The sequence below is a fragment of the Macrococcus epidermidis genome (assembly GCF_024205965.1).
GTDB lineage: Bacteria > Bacillota > Bacilli > Staphylococcales > Staphylococcaceae > Macrococcoides > Macrococcoides epidermidis.
Window position 1 is genome coordinate 262,772 of sequence record NZ_CP073819.1, and the last position, 14,918, is coordinate 277,689.

A 14,918-nucleotide genomic window follows, 5' to 3' on the forward strand; every position below is an offset into this window, starting at 1 on the left:
ATATACGTACTTAAAAAGCCTTAAAATAAGTTTGTATAAATAATCACAAACTTATAAAAAAGGGTGAAACGTATGAACAAAGCATCAGGTAAAGTGCAGTTAACGCTTCAAACGTTCAGTTTATTAGCTGGATTTATGGCTTGGACAATTATTGCACCGTTATTACCATTTATGTCTCAGGACTTCTCAATTCCTGAAAGTCAGAAAGCAATCATTTTAGCAATTCCAGTTATTTTAGGTTCTGTATTACGTATTCCATTAGGATATTATGCAAACTTAATCGGTGCACGAAAGGTATTTTTAGGAGCATTTATATTCCTGCTCATTCCTGTATTTTTACTTAGTATGGCGCAATCGACTACAATGTTGATGATTGCCGGTCTTTTTCTAGGGGTTGGGGGCGCAATCTTCTCTGTAGGTGTTACAAGTGTGCCAAAATATTTCCCTAAAGAAAAGCATGGTCTTGCTAACGGTATTTACGGTATGGGTAACATCGGTACGGCAGTATCAGCATTTGCTGCGCCACCTTTAGCGAACGCGATTGGCTGGAGTAACACAGTAAAATCATATTTAATCGTTATGGCTTTATTTGCTTTACTGAACTTCTTATTCGGTGATAAAGATGAACCGAAAGTTAAACAACCATTGATGGATCAGATTAAAGGTGTATTGCCAGAGTATAAATTATACTTATTAAGTTTCTGGTACTTTATCACTTTTGGCTCTTTCGTAGCATTCGGATTATTCTTACCGAACTTTTTAGTTAATAATTTTGGTTTAGATAAAGTTGATGCTGGTATTCGAACAGGTACGTTTATCGCAATAGCAACGTTGCTACGCCCTGTAGGAGGTGTGCTTGGTGATAAGCTACGTGCAATGGATGTATTAAAGGTTGTATTTGTCGGATTAATCATTGGGGCAGCAATGCTTTCTATTAATCATCAAATCTTCTTCTTCACTGCAGGATGTTTAATCATCTCTGCTTGTGCTGGTCTAGGTAATGGTCTGATTTTTAAATTAGCTCCAACTTACTACTCTAAACAGGCTGGTATTGTAAACGGTATTGTATCGATGATGGGTGGTTTAGGTGGTTTCTTCCCGCCGTTAGTCATTGCTTTTTGTGCGGCAAGCTTTGGTACGAATAAACCGGCTTTCGCTTTCCTTGCAGTGTTTGGTATAATTGCCTTAATAACAATGTTCTGGATGGATAAAAAAGAAGGTAGAAAGTAACGGAATTGAGGGGTAGTCATGACAAGGTACGGTAGACAAATAAAGTTTTACGGGATTGGTGAAAGTGGTCAATCATTCATCGAAAATGCTACAGTTGGTATTGTTGGGTGCGGCGCATTAGGCACACACTTAGCAGAATCTATTGCTAGAAGTGGCGTAAAAAAAATTGTTATCGTCGATCGTGACTATGTCGAAGTTTCAAATTTGCAACGACAATCACTTTTTAAAGAATCAGATGCTGAACTGAGCACGCCTAAAGTTGTGGCATGTGAACGAGAATTAAAAGCTATACGCAGTGATTTAGAAATTGAAACTTATATAGCACATTGTGATGCGTCGCTTCTTGAAGCGGCGTTTTTGCAATGTGATTGTATATTAGATGCGACGGATAACTTTGAAACGCGATTGGTTATCAATGATTTTAGTTATAAATATAATATACCGTGGATTTATGGTGCATGTGTAGAATCTACATATGTTGCCTGTCCATTTATTCCTGGTGTAACACCATGCTTTAACTGTGTAATGGGTATACTTCCTGTAATGAATAGAACATGTGATACTGTAGGAATTATAGAGCCTGCTGTGAATCTTGCGACAAGCTATCAAATGATGTATTGTATGAAAATTTTAAGTAAAACACCATTTGATGCTAAACTCATATTCGGAGATGTATGGCAGATGGATCATACAGCTTTGAAGTTCTCTAAAATGTTCAATGAAAAATGTATAACATGTGGTGACGATAAGACGTTTCCTAATCTATTGTTTAAGCAAACGGAAACGATGCTTTGCGGGCGAGATACAGTACAATTTATGACGTTAAAGTTCAATGAAGAGGAACTTATTCGTCATTTAAAAGCACAAAATATTGTGTTTAATGTAAATCCTTATTTCATAAGGTTTAAGTTTATGGATCGACCTATGATATGGTTTAAAGGTGGCAGGTTATTGATTCATGAAGTGAAGACAGTCAATGAAGCTAAAAAAATCTATCATCAGTTATTTGGGTAGGAGGAAAATCAATGCATAACGAACATGATAATATCGAGCGTAAACCATTAAAAGTTGCAGTAATAACGGTGAGTGATACCCGTGACTTTGATACAGATAAAGGTGGCAAAGCAGTGATTCAGCATTTAGCTGATATAAATATTTCTGTCAATAAAGCCTACTATTCAATCGTAAAAGATGATCAGGCGGAAATTCGAAAGGTGATTCAACATCTTTTACACGAGAAAGTAGATGTGATTATTACAACTGGTGGAACGGGAATTGCGAAGCGCGATGTAACGATAGAAGTGGTGAAGTCAGTCATCGATAAAGAAATGGAAGGTTTCGGAGAGATTTTCAGATTTTTAAGTTATACAGAAGATGTAGGACCGCGGGCGATTCTTTCACGTGCGATTTGTGGCACGAAAGATAACACGGTAATCTTCTCAATTCCTGGTTCGGTCGGTGCTGTAAATTTAGCAATGAAGAAGCTCATTACACAACAGATTCATCATATTGTGCATGAGCTTACAAAATAATTAACGTTTAAAATCGCCATTTTTTCCGCCAGATTTTGAAACTAAATATGTCGGTCCGATAATCATGCCTTTATCGACTGCTTTAGTCATATCATAGATCGTCAACGCTGTGGCGCTTGCTCCAGTTAATGCTTCCATTTCTACACCAGTCTGACCGGTTGTTTTAACAGTGCAAGTAATCAGTATTTCGTAACCATCTGTTGTATCCCATTCAAATGTAATATCGATACCACTCAAATTAAGCGGATGACACATTGGAATAATTTGTGCGGTGTTTTTGGTAGCCATAATACCTGCAACTTGTGCAACGCCAAGCACATCGCCTTTTTTATTTGTATGGTTGATAATCTGATCGTAAATGATTTCATTTACTTTGATTGAACTTTTAGCGACTGCAGTGCGCGTAGAAATTTGTTTATCCGAAACATCTACCATCTTAGCTCTACCTTGTTCATTAAAGTGAGTCAATTCGCTCATAGAATTACTTCCTTTCTTATATACTTATATTAATCATACTACAATTTTAGAGCGGGAGGATATATATGTTAGAGAGAAGAACACCAATACCTGTTAGTGAAGCGATTGAGAAATGTATCAAATATGCCAAGCGAAAAGAAGTTAAAGAAATTAACTATCTTGACAGTTTAAATTATGTTTTAGCAGAGGATATCATCGCGACTTATGATATCCCCATGTTTAATAAGTCTCCATATGATGGCTTTGCAATTCGTAGTGAAGCAAGTGCTGGAGCGAGCGGAGACAATCGCGTCGCTTTTAAGGTAGTTGACCATATTGGGGCTGGTAGTGTAAGTGAGAAATCACTCAAAAATAAAGAAGCAGTACGCATTATGACAGGTGCTAAAATTCCTGCAGGTGCTGATGCAATTGTAATGCTTGAACAGACTGTAGCTACAGATGATGGGTTTACACTAAGAAAGCCATTTACGAGGGGTGAGAACATTTCATTCCAGGGTGAAGAGTGCAAAAAAGGTGATACTATCCTCAAGCGAGGTACGATCATTAATGCTGGAGTGATTGCGGTACTTGCAACCTTTTCTTATGCAACAGTGAAAGTATATCAAAAGCCATCAGTTGCAATCATCGCAACAGGAAGCGAGCTTGTTGAAATCGATGAAGCACTATTACCCGGAAAAATAAGAAACTCAAACGGCCCGATGATTATGGGGTTATGTAAAGAGATGAATATTCAAGTGTTGAATTATCATGTAAAAGCGGATGATTACGAAACACTTTTTAATGCAGTGCGTGATGCATATCAAAATCATGATATTGTTATTACGACAGGTGGCGTGAGTGTCGGTGACTTTGATTATATGCCACAAATTTATAGAGACTTAGCGGCTGATGTATTGTTTAATAAAATTGCGATGCGACCAGGTAGTGTAACGACAGTAGCAGTAAAAGCAAATAAATTCTTATTCGGGTTATCAGGTAATCCAAGCGCATGCTATACAGGATTTGAATTATATACACGTCCAGTGTTACGAACAATGATGGGTGAAAGAGACGTTTACCCAACGTTTGTAAAAGCAATATTATCCGAAGATTTTACGAAAGCTAACCCTTTCACGCGTTTTATACGTGCGGATCTTGACTATAGAACGATGACTGTAAAACCAAGTGGTTTCAATAAAAGTAATGCAGTAATAGCAATTGCTAAGAGCAATAGTATGATTATATTGCCAGGTGGTACGAGAGGATTTGTTGCAGGTGATACGGTTGATGTATTAGTGAATAGATTGTCGCCATCAGACGGTGTCCCATGGTAAAAATATTACAAGTAGTAGGATATAAAAAAAGTGGCAAGACAACAACTATGAATACAATGATACGTTTATTAAAGACTAAAGGATTAACAGTTACTGTTATTAAACATCACGGAGACAAAAATGGTGACGAAATAGATATACCTAAATCACGTGATCACATTACTTATATGGAAAGTGGTGCTGATGAGAGCATCGTACAAGGTTATCAATATTTACACAAATTGATAAAACAAGAAGATATAGATGTGCTGAATAACTTAGAGTATATTATTCAACACGAAGTTACTTCTCAACCGGATGTAATCCTTATAGAAGGTTATAAGCAGGCAAACTATGATAAAATAGTATTATTTAAATCGACTAAAGATGAGTTGGATTTAAAAAGATTAAACAATATAAAATTAATGGTTGATACTTCAAAAGATCAACAGGAATGCACTACAATGATAGAGACATTTATAAACAAATGGGTGGATGATACACGTGAAACAATTTGAAGTTGTAACGATGCCAATCGACGTTGAGCATTATAGAAAAATGACTGTAACACCGCATCAAGGTGCAGTATGTGTTTTTACAGGCATTGTCCGTGAATGGACACAAGGGGTTAAAACAGAGTATTTAGAGTATGAAGCATATATTCCGATGGCTGAGAAAAAGCTCGCACAAATCGGTAAAGAAATTAATGAAAAATGGCCAGGGACTATTGTAAGTATCGCGCATCGTATCGGTAATTTACAAGTGTCAGAAATTGCAGTGGTAATCTGTGTTTCTAGTCCGCATCGTAAAGACAGCTATGCTGCGAATGAATACGCAATCGAACGTATAAAAGAAGTCGTTCCAATCTGGAAAAAAGAAATTTGGGAAGACGGAGAAGAATGGATTGGTGGTCAGCGTGGTTACCATCCAAATTACAAAGGATGATATAGATGAAAGTATTATATTTTGCACATATTAAAGCTAAAGTAAATCGTTCTCAAGACGAGTTTACATTTACTGAGCCTATTTCAGTAAATGATTTGAAAGCACACTTAGGAAAGACATATCCAAACATTCAAGGCGAAAGCTATCAAATAGCTGTGAATGAGGAATTTGTTAAGGATGACGAAATAATCCATAACCACGATATTGTTGCACTCATCCCGCCAGTAAGTGGTGGTTAGATGATAGGAGTTATTCTTGCAGGTGGTAAATCTTCTCGTTTTGGAAGTCATAAATCGTTATACCCACTTGATGAGAAACCATTCTATGAACATGTTTATCATACAATGATTGAAAGTGGTATAGAGCGAATTGTATTGAGTTCAAATAAGATGTTATCGCAATATTTTATAGATGATATAAAGATGCGTCAACTTGATATTGAAGTGATTGTTGATGAAGTATCTTATAAAGAATGTGGACCATTATCTGGTATTTATGCAGTAATGCATGCAATACCAGATGAAGACTATTGTGTAATTTCTGTTGATACACCTTTTGTCACTCCAGTTGCAATTCGGTACTTAAATGAAATGGCAGGTATACACAATAGATCAAATGCTATCTTATATCAAGACAATGAGCAAATACACAGAACGATAGCTGTATATCGATATGCGTTATTACCAATCGTAAAAGAATCACTTGATACAGGAAGACTTGCATTAAAAGAATTGACGCAGCAAAGTACAACATTGATTCATATTAATCGCATTAACAGCACACCGTTTTGGTATGAAAATATCAATACTAAAGAAGATTTAAAACGTGTCCTCAAATTAAGGAGTGGATATTATGGGACAAATAACAGATAAATTAGGGCGCCCGATCCGCGACCTTAGAATTTCAGTAACGGACCGTTGTAATTTTAGGTGCACATATTGTATGCCGAAAGAAATATTCGGCGATGATTATGTCTTCTTACCGAAAGATGAGTTACTTTCATTTGAAGAACTTGTGAGGTTGGCAAAAATTTATGCCAAGTTAGGTGTGAAAAAGATTCGAATCACAGGTGGGGAACCTTTACTACGACGTGATTTACCAAGTTTGATAGAAGCACTTAACAACATTGAAGGTATTGAAGATATCGGTCTTACGACAAATGGTCTTTTATTAAAAAAACATGGACAGGCGTTATATGATGCAGGTTTACGCCGTATCAATGTATCACTTGACGCGTTAGATGAATCATTTGAAGCAATCAATGGGCGTGGTATTACAGCGAATCAAATTTTAGAACAAATTGATTATGCAGTATCTATCGGTCTGAAAGTGAAGATGAATATGGTCATTCAGAAAGGTTTAAATGATGAACAGATGATACCGATGGTGCAATATTTTAAAGATAAGAAAATCACGTTACGTTTTATTGAATTCATGGATGTAGGTAATGATAACGGATGGAATTTTGATAAAGTCATCTCAAAAAAAGAAATGATCGAAGTCATTTCCGAAGCTTTTGATATTCAACCAGAAGCACCAAAATATTTTGGTGAAGTTGCGAAATATTACACACACGACAATGGTGCAAAACTTGGATTTATTACGAGTGTTTCTGAGTCGTTCTGTTCAACTTGTACGCGCGCACGTTTAAGTTCTGACGGTAAGATATTCGGGTGTCTTTTTGCGACAGATGGTTATGATATCAAATCGTTTATGAGAAGCGGTGTCAGCGATGAAGCGCTTGAAACGAAACTTACTCAACTTTGGAACAATCGAAGTGATCGTTATTCGGATGAACGTACTGAAGAAACAGTGAAAAATAGAAAGAAGAAAAAAATCAATATGAATTATATCGGTGGATAATTTTATTTCCTATACTAATATAATTTTTAGAATATATGCAATGTGATTGTATAGTGTTTAACTGCTTATTAATAATAGTAAAATAGCATTTGGTCTGTTTTTAAGACTAGGTGCTATTTTTTGTGTTTTATTATTTAGATGAAACGTTTATAATAGTTAAGTAAAGACTTTTTGTAACTGATTAGGGAATACTGGCTTCATTATTATTTTATTTAGAGGTGACCTATGGAAAGGGATAAAAAGTTAATGTTAAGAAAAGCAGTAAAGCCGTATGAGAAATCTGAATTTCAGTTGAGTATCATACAAATTTTTAATACGCTTGTACCTTATTTACTATGTATCATTTTAGGGATGTTTGCGTATCAGATTTCGCCATTGATTTCAATTGCACTTGGTGTAGTTGGGGCGTTCTTTTTAGTACGTAGTTTCATTATTTTCCATGATTGCTGTCATGGTTCATTTTTTAAGAACAAAAAGTGGAATGATCGTTTAGGCAATTTCACAGGGTTTTTAACGTTATTTCCATATCAACAATGGCGCAGAGAACATAATATTCACCACGCTACGAGTGGGAATTTAGATAAAAAAGGTGTCGGTGATATTTGGATGATGACAATTGAAGAATATGAAGCTGCTGATAAGAAGACGCAACTTGCTTATCGCATATATCGAAATCCATTTGTGATGTTTGTTATTGGCCCGATTTATCTATTGCTTGTTTCAAATCGATTCAATCGTAAAGATGCAAGACAAAAAGAAAAAATCAACACATGGTTGCATAATATAGCAATTGTTGTAGTATATGGAGCAATTATTTATTTCTTCGGTTTTGGATTGTTTGCTGCAGTATTTATTCCAGTAATGTTTGTCGGAGGAATGCTTGGGATTTGGATGTTCTATGTTCAGCATACCTTTGAAGAGTCTTACTTTGAAGAAAATTCAGAGTGGGATTATGTAAAAGCTGCGGTTGAAGGTAGTTCGTATTATAAATTGCCAAAATTATTGCAGTGGTTGACTGGTAATATAGGTTTTCATCATGTGCATCACTTAAGTCCGCGAATTCCAAATTATTACCTGGAAAAAGCACATGAAGAAACACCGCCTTTACAGCATGCAACAACAATTACTTTAAAGACAAGCTTAGAATCAATACGATATAAGTTATATGATGAGAAAAAGAAAGTGTTTATTACTTTCAAAGAGTATTATCAAAACTATGCAAATAAAAAAGTAATATAAAGTAACTAACGTGTTACTGAACTGAAAAAAAGGATTTGGACATATGTCCAAATCCTTTTTAAGATTTAAAAAATACTTCAATGATATGGTCGAGTTGTGCTGTCGTAAGTGTCAGTGTGTTTTCCCCTGTTTTATCAAGCATTGATTTTGTATTGGTTTCATCAAAAGTGATTGATTTTTTAAAATAAGGTTCGAATACATCGATATAACCATTCAGGATAGCTTCCTGGTCATTCATCGTATGTTGATCGCTTGTAGGTGCAACGGTTAGTTGATCGAAGTTTAAATACTTTTTAATAATGTCTAGTACTGCCAAGTTTTCAGGAGGTCGGTTATTTGTAATATGATAAATTTTCTTATCTTCAGCATTTGGTATTGCACGTGTTAATACACGAACGACATAATCAACTGGAACTAAGTTAGAAGTACAGTTATCATCTACAAATAATCGATATGTATGTTTGGCGCTTTCCGGATTACGATCCATCTTGCGTTTGAAAACTTTTAAAGCTTTCATGAAGCCATACATCGTAAACTTAGAGTCTGCTTCGCCTGTAACTGAATCTCCGATGATAATTGCAGGTCTTAAAATAGATGTTTTCATATGTGAAGCAGCAACTAAGTACTCGGCTTTTACTTTGCTTTCTTCATAAGGATTATTTGTTTCTGCATCAATGTCGTGTAATATTTCTTTTGCATCTTCATTATGCCTACAGTATAAGCTGTAGATACATAAAGGAAATGATTCGTATTGATTTTTTCAGCAAAAGCTAATGCATGTTTAGTACCTTCGTAATTAATCCTAAATAAATCTTCTCTTAAATCTTCGTCAAATTTTACAAGTGCCGCTAGATGATAAAAATAATCCATAGCAGGAAGACGCGAAATCGTATTGTTATCTACGCCAAAATCTTCTGCAGTAATATCACCTTTAATAAAATGTAATCTGTCTTTGTTGTCTTCTGTAATAAGTTTATTTTTACGATGCTCATCACGATACAGAACATAAAGTTCATAATCTTTATTGTTAAGCAAGTTATTAATTAGTTGGGCTCCTACAAATCCTGTTGCGCCCGTTAAAAATATTTTCAAAGTTTTCACATCCATTATTTTTGTTAAGTACTTTCTATTGTGCAATAAATTGTATGAATAAGTAAAGAAAAAACCAAGACAAAAAAGTCTTAGTTTAATGCATCATAAATATGTGCCTTTCTTCCATGTAAGATGAAATATACAATCATACCGATGACTACGACAATACCCATATAAAAATACAAGCCATGTAATCCGATAATTGGAATGAAGATACCTAATAAATACGGTCCAAAACCTAATGCAAAATCTAAGAAGATAAAGAAAGTAGATGTAGCGAGACCGATTTTTTGAGGTTCCGTTCGTTTTACCGCAGCAGCTTGCGCGATTGATAAAAAGTTGCCATACCCGAATCCTAGTAACATCGCACTGATTATTAGCATCATAGGAGTGTGCGTTAAGCTAAGTGAGAGTAGCCCTGCAATAAATGCGAGCATTGCAGGTACCATAACGACATTTGTACCTCGTGTATCCATTAGTCGACCTGTAAATGGTCTGGATAATAATACGACAATAGCATATGCTAAGAAAAAGAAGCTACCGGCAGTGACCATATTATTCTCTTTTGCAAAAAATGAAATAAAACTGAGTACGCTAGAGTAAGCAGTACAACAAATTAACACAACGATTGCAATAGGAATAGCATTCGTATCGATAAAATTAGAAATGTGTAGACCTTTAGGTGCCTGTGATTTTAATCCTTCTAGATCTTCATTGACTTTGATGCTTGGTAACATGAAAAGTGCGATTAACGCTAATGCTAAACAGAAAATAAATAGTTGTCTGAACGTTATAAATTGTAATAAGAACATTCCCAGGAAAGGTCCTACAGCAGTTGCCATTACAGCGCTCATGCTGAAATAACTTATACCTTCACCACGTCTTTTCTTTGGGGTAATAAATGCGGCAATCGTACCTGTAGCGGTAGAAGCTATCCCGCAGCCTATACCGTTTAATAAACGAACAGTAATAAGAACGGTTAGATCGAATGAAACAAAGTAAAGTGCAGTTGTTACAACAAATATAATGACACCAATTACAAGTGTTTTTTTCTGGCCGATGATATCAATATATTTTCCAGCCCAAAATCTGCCGAATAAGCTTCCAACAATAAAAATACCTGAAACAAGACCAGCTGTACTTGTTGAAACATGATAATGTTCAACAGCGTAACCACCGATTGTAACAAGTAATAAAAACATTGAAAGCATAATAATGAAATTGATTAGTGACACGAGTACAAATTCTCTTGTCCATAATTTATCTACTGAATGTGACAAATAATCATTCCTTTCTTAAGTGATATATTGAAAATCAATAACTAAGATATTATAGGCCTGTTTCATCTATAAGTAAATATAATAAGCTTAAGGGAAATGTCCCTTAAGCTTAATTTTATAAGAATTTAGTGTTAATAAATTTAGCGGTAACGTATTCTTTAATACCGAGGTGAGAATTTTCTCGGCCGAATCCTGAATGTTTTACACCACCAAATGGGGTTTCAGGATTTGAAATCGCTACTTCATTTATACCAACCATACCATACTCAAGCGAAGTAGCTATCGTTTGTATCGTTTTGCTATCTTTAGCATAAGCATAACTTGCTAAACCGAACTCACTGTCATTCGCCATTTCGATGACTTCTTCTAAAGTATCAAATGTTATGATTGGAATAACTGGACCAAATGTTTCTTCATAGAAGATATCCATTGTGCGATTAACGTTATCTAAAATTGTAGGCTGGAAGAAGAAACCATTATCATATTCATCACCTGTTAAGCGATGACCACCTGTAACAAGTGTTGCACCTTTATCAGTTGCATTAATAATTTGTTTCTTAATTTTATCTATAGCATCTTCTCGTATAAGTGGTCCAACATTCGTATCTTCATTAAGGCCGTTTCCAACTTTAAGTGCTTCAACTTTTTCAGTAAGTTGTTTTAATACATCATCTTTAATAGATTTATGAACGAAAATTCTATTTGGTGCAATACAAACTTGTCCGTTATTACGGAATTTTGCAGCCATTAATCCTTCTACCGCAGCATCGATATCTGCATCTTCATTGATAATAAATGGCGCATGTCCACCAAGTTCAAGTGACATTTTTTTCAATGTATCAGCTGATTGTTCATAGAGTGCTTTACCAATAGGTGTAGAGCCTGTGAATGTTATCTTCTTAACTAATTTTGAAGAAGTCATTGCTTCACCTATTTCTTTAGAACTACCCATTACGATATTGGCAACACCTTTAGGTAATTCAGCTTGTTCGAATAATTCGAAGATTGCTAATGCTGAAAGTGGCGTATCACTTGATGGTTTAAGGATAACTGTATTTCCTGCTGCAAGTGCAGGTGCGATCTTTCGAGTAATCATTCCTGATGGGAAGTTCCATGGTGTGATGGCACCAACGACACCAACGGGTTCATAGGCAATTTCATACTTATGGTCATTTGGTGCAGGTATTGTTTCACCATAGAGACGACGTGCTTCTTCAGCGTTCCATCTGAAACTTTCAGCACCGGCTAGTACTTCTAGCTTAGATTCTTTTAGTGGTTTACCTTGTTCAATCGTCATGATTTCTGCAAGACGATCAGCATGTTCTTCTAGTAAATCAGCAATGTTGTGTAAGTATTTAGTACGATCTTTTAATTCTAAACTTTTCCATGGTTGAAAAGCATCATGGGCTGCCTGAATTGCATCTTCTACTTGTGTCTCGTCAGCTTGTGCAATTTTAGCGATGACTTCTCCTGATGCAGGATTAATTAAATCTTTATATTCAGCGGTCTTTACCCATTCGCCATTGATAAATAGATCTTTATGAACATTGTTAATTGATTCTGTCATTTATATCCCTCTTTCTATATTTTGCTTGTAGTTATATTTTCCCTTGCATAATGAAGTTAAACAAGTGATATGCTTTGTGAGTTAATGTATACTATTAATTATTTCATTACGGAGGATGTTATGGAACAAGTAGTAAGAAAAGAACAGAATAAATTCATATTAGTAATTGTATTGGGACTATTAGCAGCATTTGGTCCACTTTCACTAGATATGTATCTTCCCGCATTACCGAGTGTAGCAGATGAGTTGCATACGACAGCATCGAATGCGCAATTAAGTCTTACTGCATGTATGATTGGGCTTGCCGTCGGACAAATTTTTATAGGGCCACTCAGTGATACTATCGGAAGGAAGAAGCCACTGGCAGTTGTTTTGTTAGTTTACGCGTTATCATCATTATTGGCAGCTACAAGTACTAATATTGGTATGCTCGTATTATTCCGATTTATTCAAGGATTTTCTGGTGGTGCAGGAGCTGTACTTTCCAGAGCGATATCGAGTGATTTATACAAAGGAAAAGATTTAACGAAATTTATGGCAGTATTAATGCTTGTAAATGGATTAGCACCCGTATTAGCACCTGTTATCGGCGGAGTAATTTTAAGCGTGTCAACATGGCAAACAGTGTTTATCATACTTGCGATATATGGCGGGTTGATGTTTTTTCTTTCTTTTACATTAAAAGAAAGTTTGCCGAAATCAGCCCGTAATGAAGGGGCATTGAAATCGATCGTGAATGATTTCAAAAAATTACTCACTAATAAACAGTTTGTAACGGTATTAATGTTACAAGCTTTGACTTATGGGATTTTGTTTAGTTATATCTCAGGATCACCTTTTATTACCCAGAAAATATATCATATGAATGCGCAGCAGTTTAGTTATCTATTTGCTTTCAATGGTGTTGGTTTGATTATATTTAGTCAACTTACAGCGAAGTTAGTAGATAAAATGAGTGAAGTAGACATATTGAAGTTAGGTCAGACGATACAACTCGTTGGAATGTTAGCAACAAGTATCATACTCATATTACATTTACCGATGTGGTGTTTATGGATGAGTTTCTTCTTATTAATCACACCGGTTAGTATGATTGGAACAACAGGATTTTCCATTGCGATGCAGGTGCAGAAACAAGGAGCAGGTAGCGCATCTTCAATTTTAGGATTGATGCAATTTCTAGTAGGTGGATTATTGTCACCACTTGTTGGTGTTATGGGAGAAACATCTGTCGTACCGTTTATAGTGATTATCGTGATATGTAGTTTACTGGCACAATTTATACGAATTAAATTTTTAAAAGACATCACTTTGTAGTGGTGTTTTTTTATGTAAAATTTATACAATTGTAATAGTAATTTTACAACGATTTGTTATATGTAAGGTATCACATAATGGAGGACAATCATGATTCAACCACCACGAATTGTTGTACTTGAAGATATACTGAAACGTCGTTTGCCATCGTATGAATACAGTGAAGATTATCATCGCAGTTACTATGGTTATTTAGGTGAGTTGCAATTCTTAAACGAATTTCCTGTGGAAGATAAATATATTCAGCTGTTCAATATTTGTATAGGGTTCGAAGGTCAGTCTTTTGAAGTTGATCGAATGATTTTAACCGGAGAGAAGATATTTGCATTTGATGTAAAGAATTATTTCGGGAAATTTGTGAACGAAGGAATGGTCTGGAAAAAGCCTGGCTTTAGTATAAAGAATCCAGAAGCACAATTTATGACGATGCATGAAACATTGACAGGTCTTATTCAATGGATGGAAACAGGGCATTCTGTTGAAAGTAAAATGATATTTATTAATAAAGGATTTTCATTTCAAAATAAAGTTATTGGCATGGTAAAGTATTACGATATAGGTCAGGTTATGAAATCCGTTGGAGAATGTGCTGCGGCGGGAGAACTCGAAAGTAGGATGGCAAGTTATTTTAATGATATCCATAGACCAATTAGTTTATATGATCGAAGGCCGAATTTTAACTTTGAAAAAGTTAAGCGCGGACTACAATGTACGAAGTGTGGTTTGGAAATTAACATTATTTGTGATAAGACGAAAGCGATTGTGTGCAAAGGGTGTTTGAAGCGCATGAAGAAGATGGAATTGATTAGAGATAACTTAATAGAATTAGAAGTATTGCTGAATCGCCCGATAACAACAAAGGATGCTCATCGCTGGGTAGGAAGAGAGTTGAGAAATACTACTTATAGAGTGTTGGAGAAGTATTTTAAAAAAGACGGGGAACAGTACTTTTATTTCACGAATTATTATAAATAAATTTAAGATAGTATGGCCCGATTGGACTAAGGAATCGTGCCAAACAAGATGAAATGGCCCGATTCAGGAAGAGAACCGTGCCAAAACAAGCAAAATGGCCCGATTGGAC

At 35.5% G+C, this 14,918-nt stretch carries 15 protein-coding genes and 1 pseudogene; 12 read left to right on the plus strand and 4 right to left on the minus strand.

Features of this window, described 5'->3' with window-relative positions:
• The first annotated feature begins 72 nt into the window (after window positions 1–72).
• Genes KFV12_RS01400 through KFV12_RS01410 form a run of 3 tightly spaced genes read left to right on the plus strand, consistent with a single transcriptional unit; the run spans window position 73 to window position 2,762 of the window.
• Window positions 73–1,230: a nitrate/nitrite transporter gene (locus tag KFV12_RS01400; RefSeq protein WP_240838628.1), complete on the plus strand. Its 1,158-nt coding sequence runs from the start codon at window positions 73–75 to the stop codon at window positions 1,228–1,230.
• Between the two features lie 18 nt (window positions 1,231–1,248).
• Window positions 1,249–2,244, plus strand: a complete 996-nt coding sequence (locus tag KFV12_RS01405) for a ThiF family adenylyltransferase (protein ID WP_254257107.1) — start codon at window positions 1,249–1,251, stop codon at window positions 2,242–2,244.
• An 11-nt stretch (window positions 2,245–2,255) separates the two neighbouring features.
• Window positions 2,256–2,762, plus strand: coding sequence for a MogA/MoaB family molybdenum cofactor biosynthesis protein (locus KFV12_RS01410; protein ID WP_239242076.1), 507 nt, complete (start codon window positions 2,256–2,258; stop codon window positions 2,760–2,762).
• Here the strand turns inward: KFV12_RS01410 and moaC are convergent, their stop codons facing one another.
• The gene (gene moaC, locus KFV12_RS01415) at window positions 2,763–3,239 is read right to left on the minus strand and encodes a cyclic pyranopterin monophosphate synthase MoaC (RefSeq protein ID WP_239242074.1); all 477 of its coding nucleotides are present in this window, start codon (window positions 3,237–3,239) and stop codon (window positions 2,763–2,765) included. It lies immediately after the preceding gene.
• Between the two features lie 65 nt (window positions 3,240–3,304).
• Between moaC and KFV12_RS01420 the strand changes: the two genes are divergently transcribed.
• The 7 genes from KFV12_RS01420 to desA all read left to right on the plus strand — a co-directional run bounded on the left by KFV12_RS01420 (window position 3,305) and on the right by desA (window position 8,578).
• Complete coding sequence (locus tag KFV12_RS01420; protein WP_254257108.1) at window positions 3,305–4,552, plus strand: molybdopterin molybdotransferase MoeA; 1,248 nt, start codon at window positions 3,305–3,307, stop codon at window positions 4,550–4,552.
• Window positions 4,546–5,049 carry a molybdopterin-guanine dinucleotide biosynthesis protein B gene (gene mobB, locus KFV12_RS01425; RefSeq protein ID WP_254257109.1) on the plus strand — a complete coding sequence of 168 codons (504 nt, stop codon included), beginning with the start codon at window positions 4,546–4,548 and terminating at the stop codon, window positions 5,047–5,049. The genes KFV12_RS01420 and mobB overlap by 7 nt, the downstream gene beginning before the upstream one ends.
• The gene (locus KFV12_RS01430; protein ID WP_239242068.1) at window positions 5,036–5,476 is read left to right on the plus strand and encodes a molybdenum cofactor biosynthesis protein MoaE; all 441 of its coding nucleotides are present in this window, start codon (window positions 5,036–5,038) and stop codon (window positions 5,474–5,476) included. Before mobB ends, KFV12_RS01430 begins: the two co-directional genes overlap by 14 nt.
• A 5-nt stretch (window positions 5,477–5,481) precedes the next feature.
• Window positions 5,482–5,715 carry a MoaD/ThiS family protein gene (locus tag KFV12_RS01435; RefSeq protein WP_133423641.1) on the plus strand — a complete coding sequence of 78 codons (234 nt, stop codon included), beginning with the start codon at window positions 5,482–5,484 and terminating at the stop codon, window positions 5,713–5,715.
• Window positions 5,716–6,348 (plus strand): molybdenum cofactor guanylyltransferase, encoded by a 633-nt coding sequence (mobA, locus tag KFV12_RS01440; RefSeq protein ID WP_239242066.1) that lies wholly within the window; start codon window positions 5,716–5,718, stop codon window positions 6,346–6,348.
• Entirely contained in the window at window positions 6,326–7,339 is a 1,014-nt protein-coding gene (gene moaA / locus KFV12_RS01445) for a GTP 3',8-cyclase MoaA (protein WP_254257609.1), read from the plus strand. Before mobA ends, moaA begins: the two co-directional genes overlap by 23 nt.
• Window positions 7,340–7,564: 225 nt before the next feature.
• The gene (desA, locus tag KFV12_RS01450; RefSeq protein WP_254257110.1) at window positions 7,565–8,578 is read left to right on the plus strand and encodes a Delta(5) desaturase DesA; all 1,014 of its coding nucleotides are present in this window, start codon (window positions 7,565–7,567) and stop codon (window positions 8,576–8,578) included.
• Between the two features lie 58 nt (window positions 8,579–8,636).
• Here desA and KFV12_RS13350 read toward each other — a convergent pair.
• The 3 genes and pseudogenes from KFV12_RS13350 to KFV12_RS01470 form a co-directional block, all read right to left on the minus strand.
• Window positions 8,637–9,685, minus strand: a pseudogene (locus tag KFV12_RS13350) (SDR family oxidoreductase).
• A 74-nt stretch (window positions 9,686–9,759) separates the two neighbouring features.
• Window positions 9,760–10,950 (minus strand): MFS transporter, encoded by a 1,191-nt coding sequence (locus KFV12_RS01465; protein ID WP_254257112.1) that lies wholly within the window; start codon window positions 10,948–10,950, stop codon window positions 9,760–9,762.
• Between the two features lie 115 nt (window positions 10,951–11,065).
• Window positions 11,066–12,517 carry an NAD-dependent succinate-semialdehyde dehydrogenase gene (locus KFV12_RS01470; protein WP_239242059.1) on the minus strand — a complete coding sequence of 484 codons (1,452 nt, stop codon included), beginning with the start codon at window positions 12,515–12,517 and terminating at the stop codon, window positions 11,066–11,068.
• Window positions 12,518–12,637: 120 nt separating this feature from the next.
• Here KFV12_RS01470 and tcaB point away from each other — a divergent pair, with 120 nt between their 5' ends.
• A complete protein-coding gene (gene tcaB / locus KFV12_RS01475) occupies window positions 12,638–13,834 on the plus strand; it encodes a putative multidrug effflux MFS transporter TcaB (protein WP_254257113.1) in 1,197 nt (398 codons plus the stop codon).
• 90 nt (window positions 13,835–13,924) lie between these two features.
• Window positions 13,925–14,809: a nuclease-related domain-containing protein gene (locus KFV12_RS01480; RefSeq protein ID WP_254257114.1), complete on the plus strand. Its 885-nt coding sequence runs from the start codon at window positions 13,925–13,927 to the stop codon at window positions 14,807–14,809.
• Window positions 14,810–14,918 lie beyond the last annotated feature (109 nt).

Excerpts from the sequence above, each read along its gene's own strand:
- KFV12_RS01400 (WP_240838628.1), top strand. The coding sequence starts at position 73 with ATGAACAAAGCATCAGGTAAAGTGCAGTTAACGCTTCAAACGTTCAGT.
- KFV12_RS01405 (WP_254257107.1), top strand. The coding sequence starts at position 1,249 with ATGACAAGGTACGGTAGACAAATAAAGTTTTACGGGATTGGTGAAAGT.
- KFV12_RS01410 (WP_239242076.1), top strand. The coding sequence starts at position 2,256 with ATGCATAACGAACATGATAATATCGAGCGTAAACCATTAAAAGTTGCA.
- moaC (WP_239242074.1), bottom strand. The coding sequence starts at position 3,239 with ATGAGCGAATTGACTCACTTTAATGAACAAGGTAGAGCTAAGATGGTA.
- KFV12_RS01420 (WP_254257108.1), top strand. The coding sequence starts at position 3,305 with ATGTTAGAGAGAAGAACACCAATACCTGTTAGTGAAGCGATTGAGAAA.
- mobB (WP_254257109.1), top strand. The coding sequence starts at position 4,546 with ATGGTAAAAATATTACAAGTAGTAGGATATAAAAAAAGTGGCAAGACA.
- KFV12_RS01435 (WP_133423641.1), top strand. The coding sequence starts at position 5,482 with ATGAAAGTATTATATTTTGCACATATTAAAGCTAAAGTAAATCGTTCT.
- mobA (WP_239242066.1), top strand. The coding sequence starts at position 5,716 with ATGATAGGAGTTATTCTTGCAGGTGGTAAATCTTCTCGTTTTGGAAGT.
- desA (WP_254257110.1), top strand. The coding sequence starts at position 7,565 with ATGGAAAGGGATAAAAAGTTAATGTTAAGAAAAGCAGTAAAGCCGTAT.
- KFV12_RS01470 (WP_239242059.1), bottom strand. The coding sequence starts at position 12,517 with ATGACAGAATCAATTAACAATGTTCATAAAGATCTATTTATCAATGGC.
- tcaB (WP_254257113.1), top strand. The coding sequence starts at position 12,638 with ATGGAACAAGTAGTAAGAAAAGAACAGAATAAATTCATATTAGTAATT.
- KFV12_RS01480 (WP_254257114.1), top strand. The coding sequence starts at position 13,925 with ATGATTCAACCACCACGAATTGTTGTACTTGAAGATATACTGAAACGT.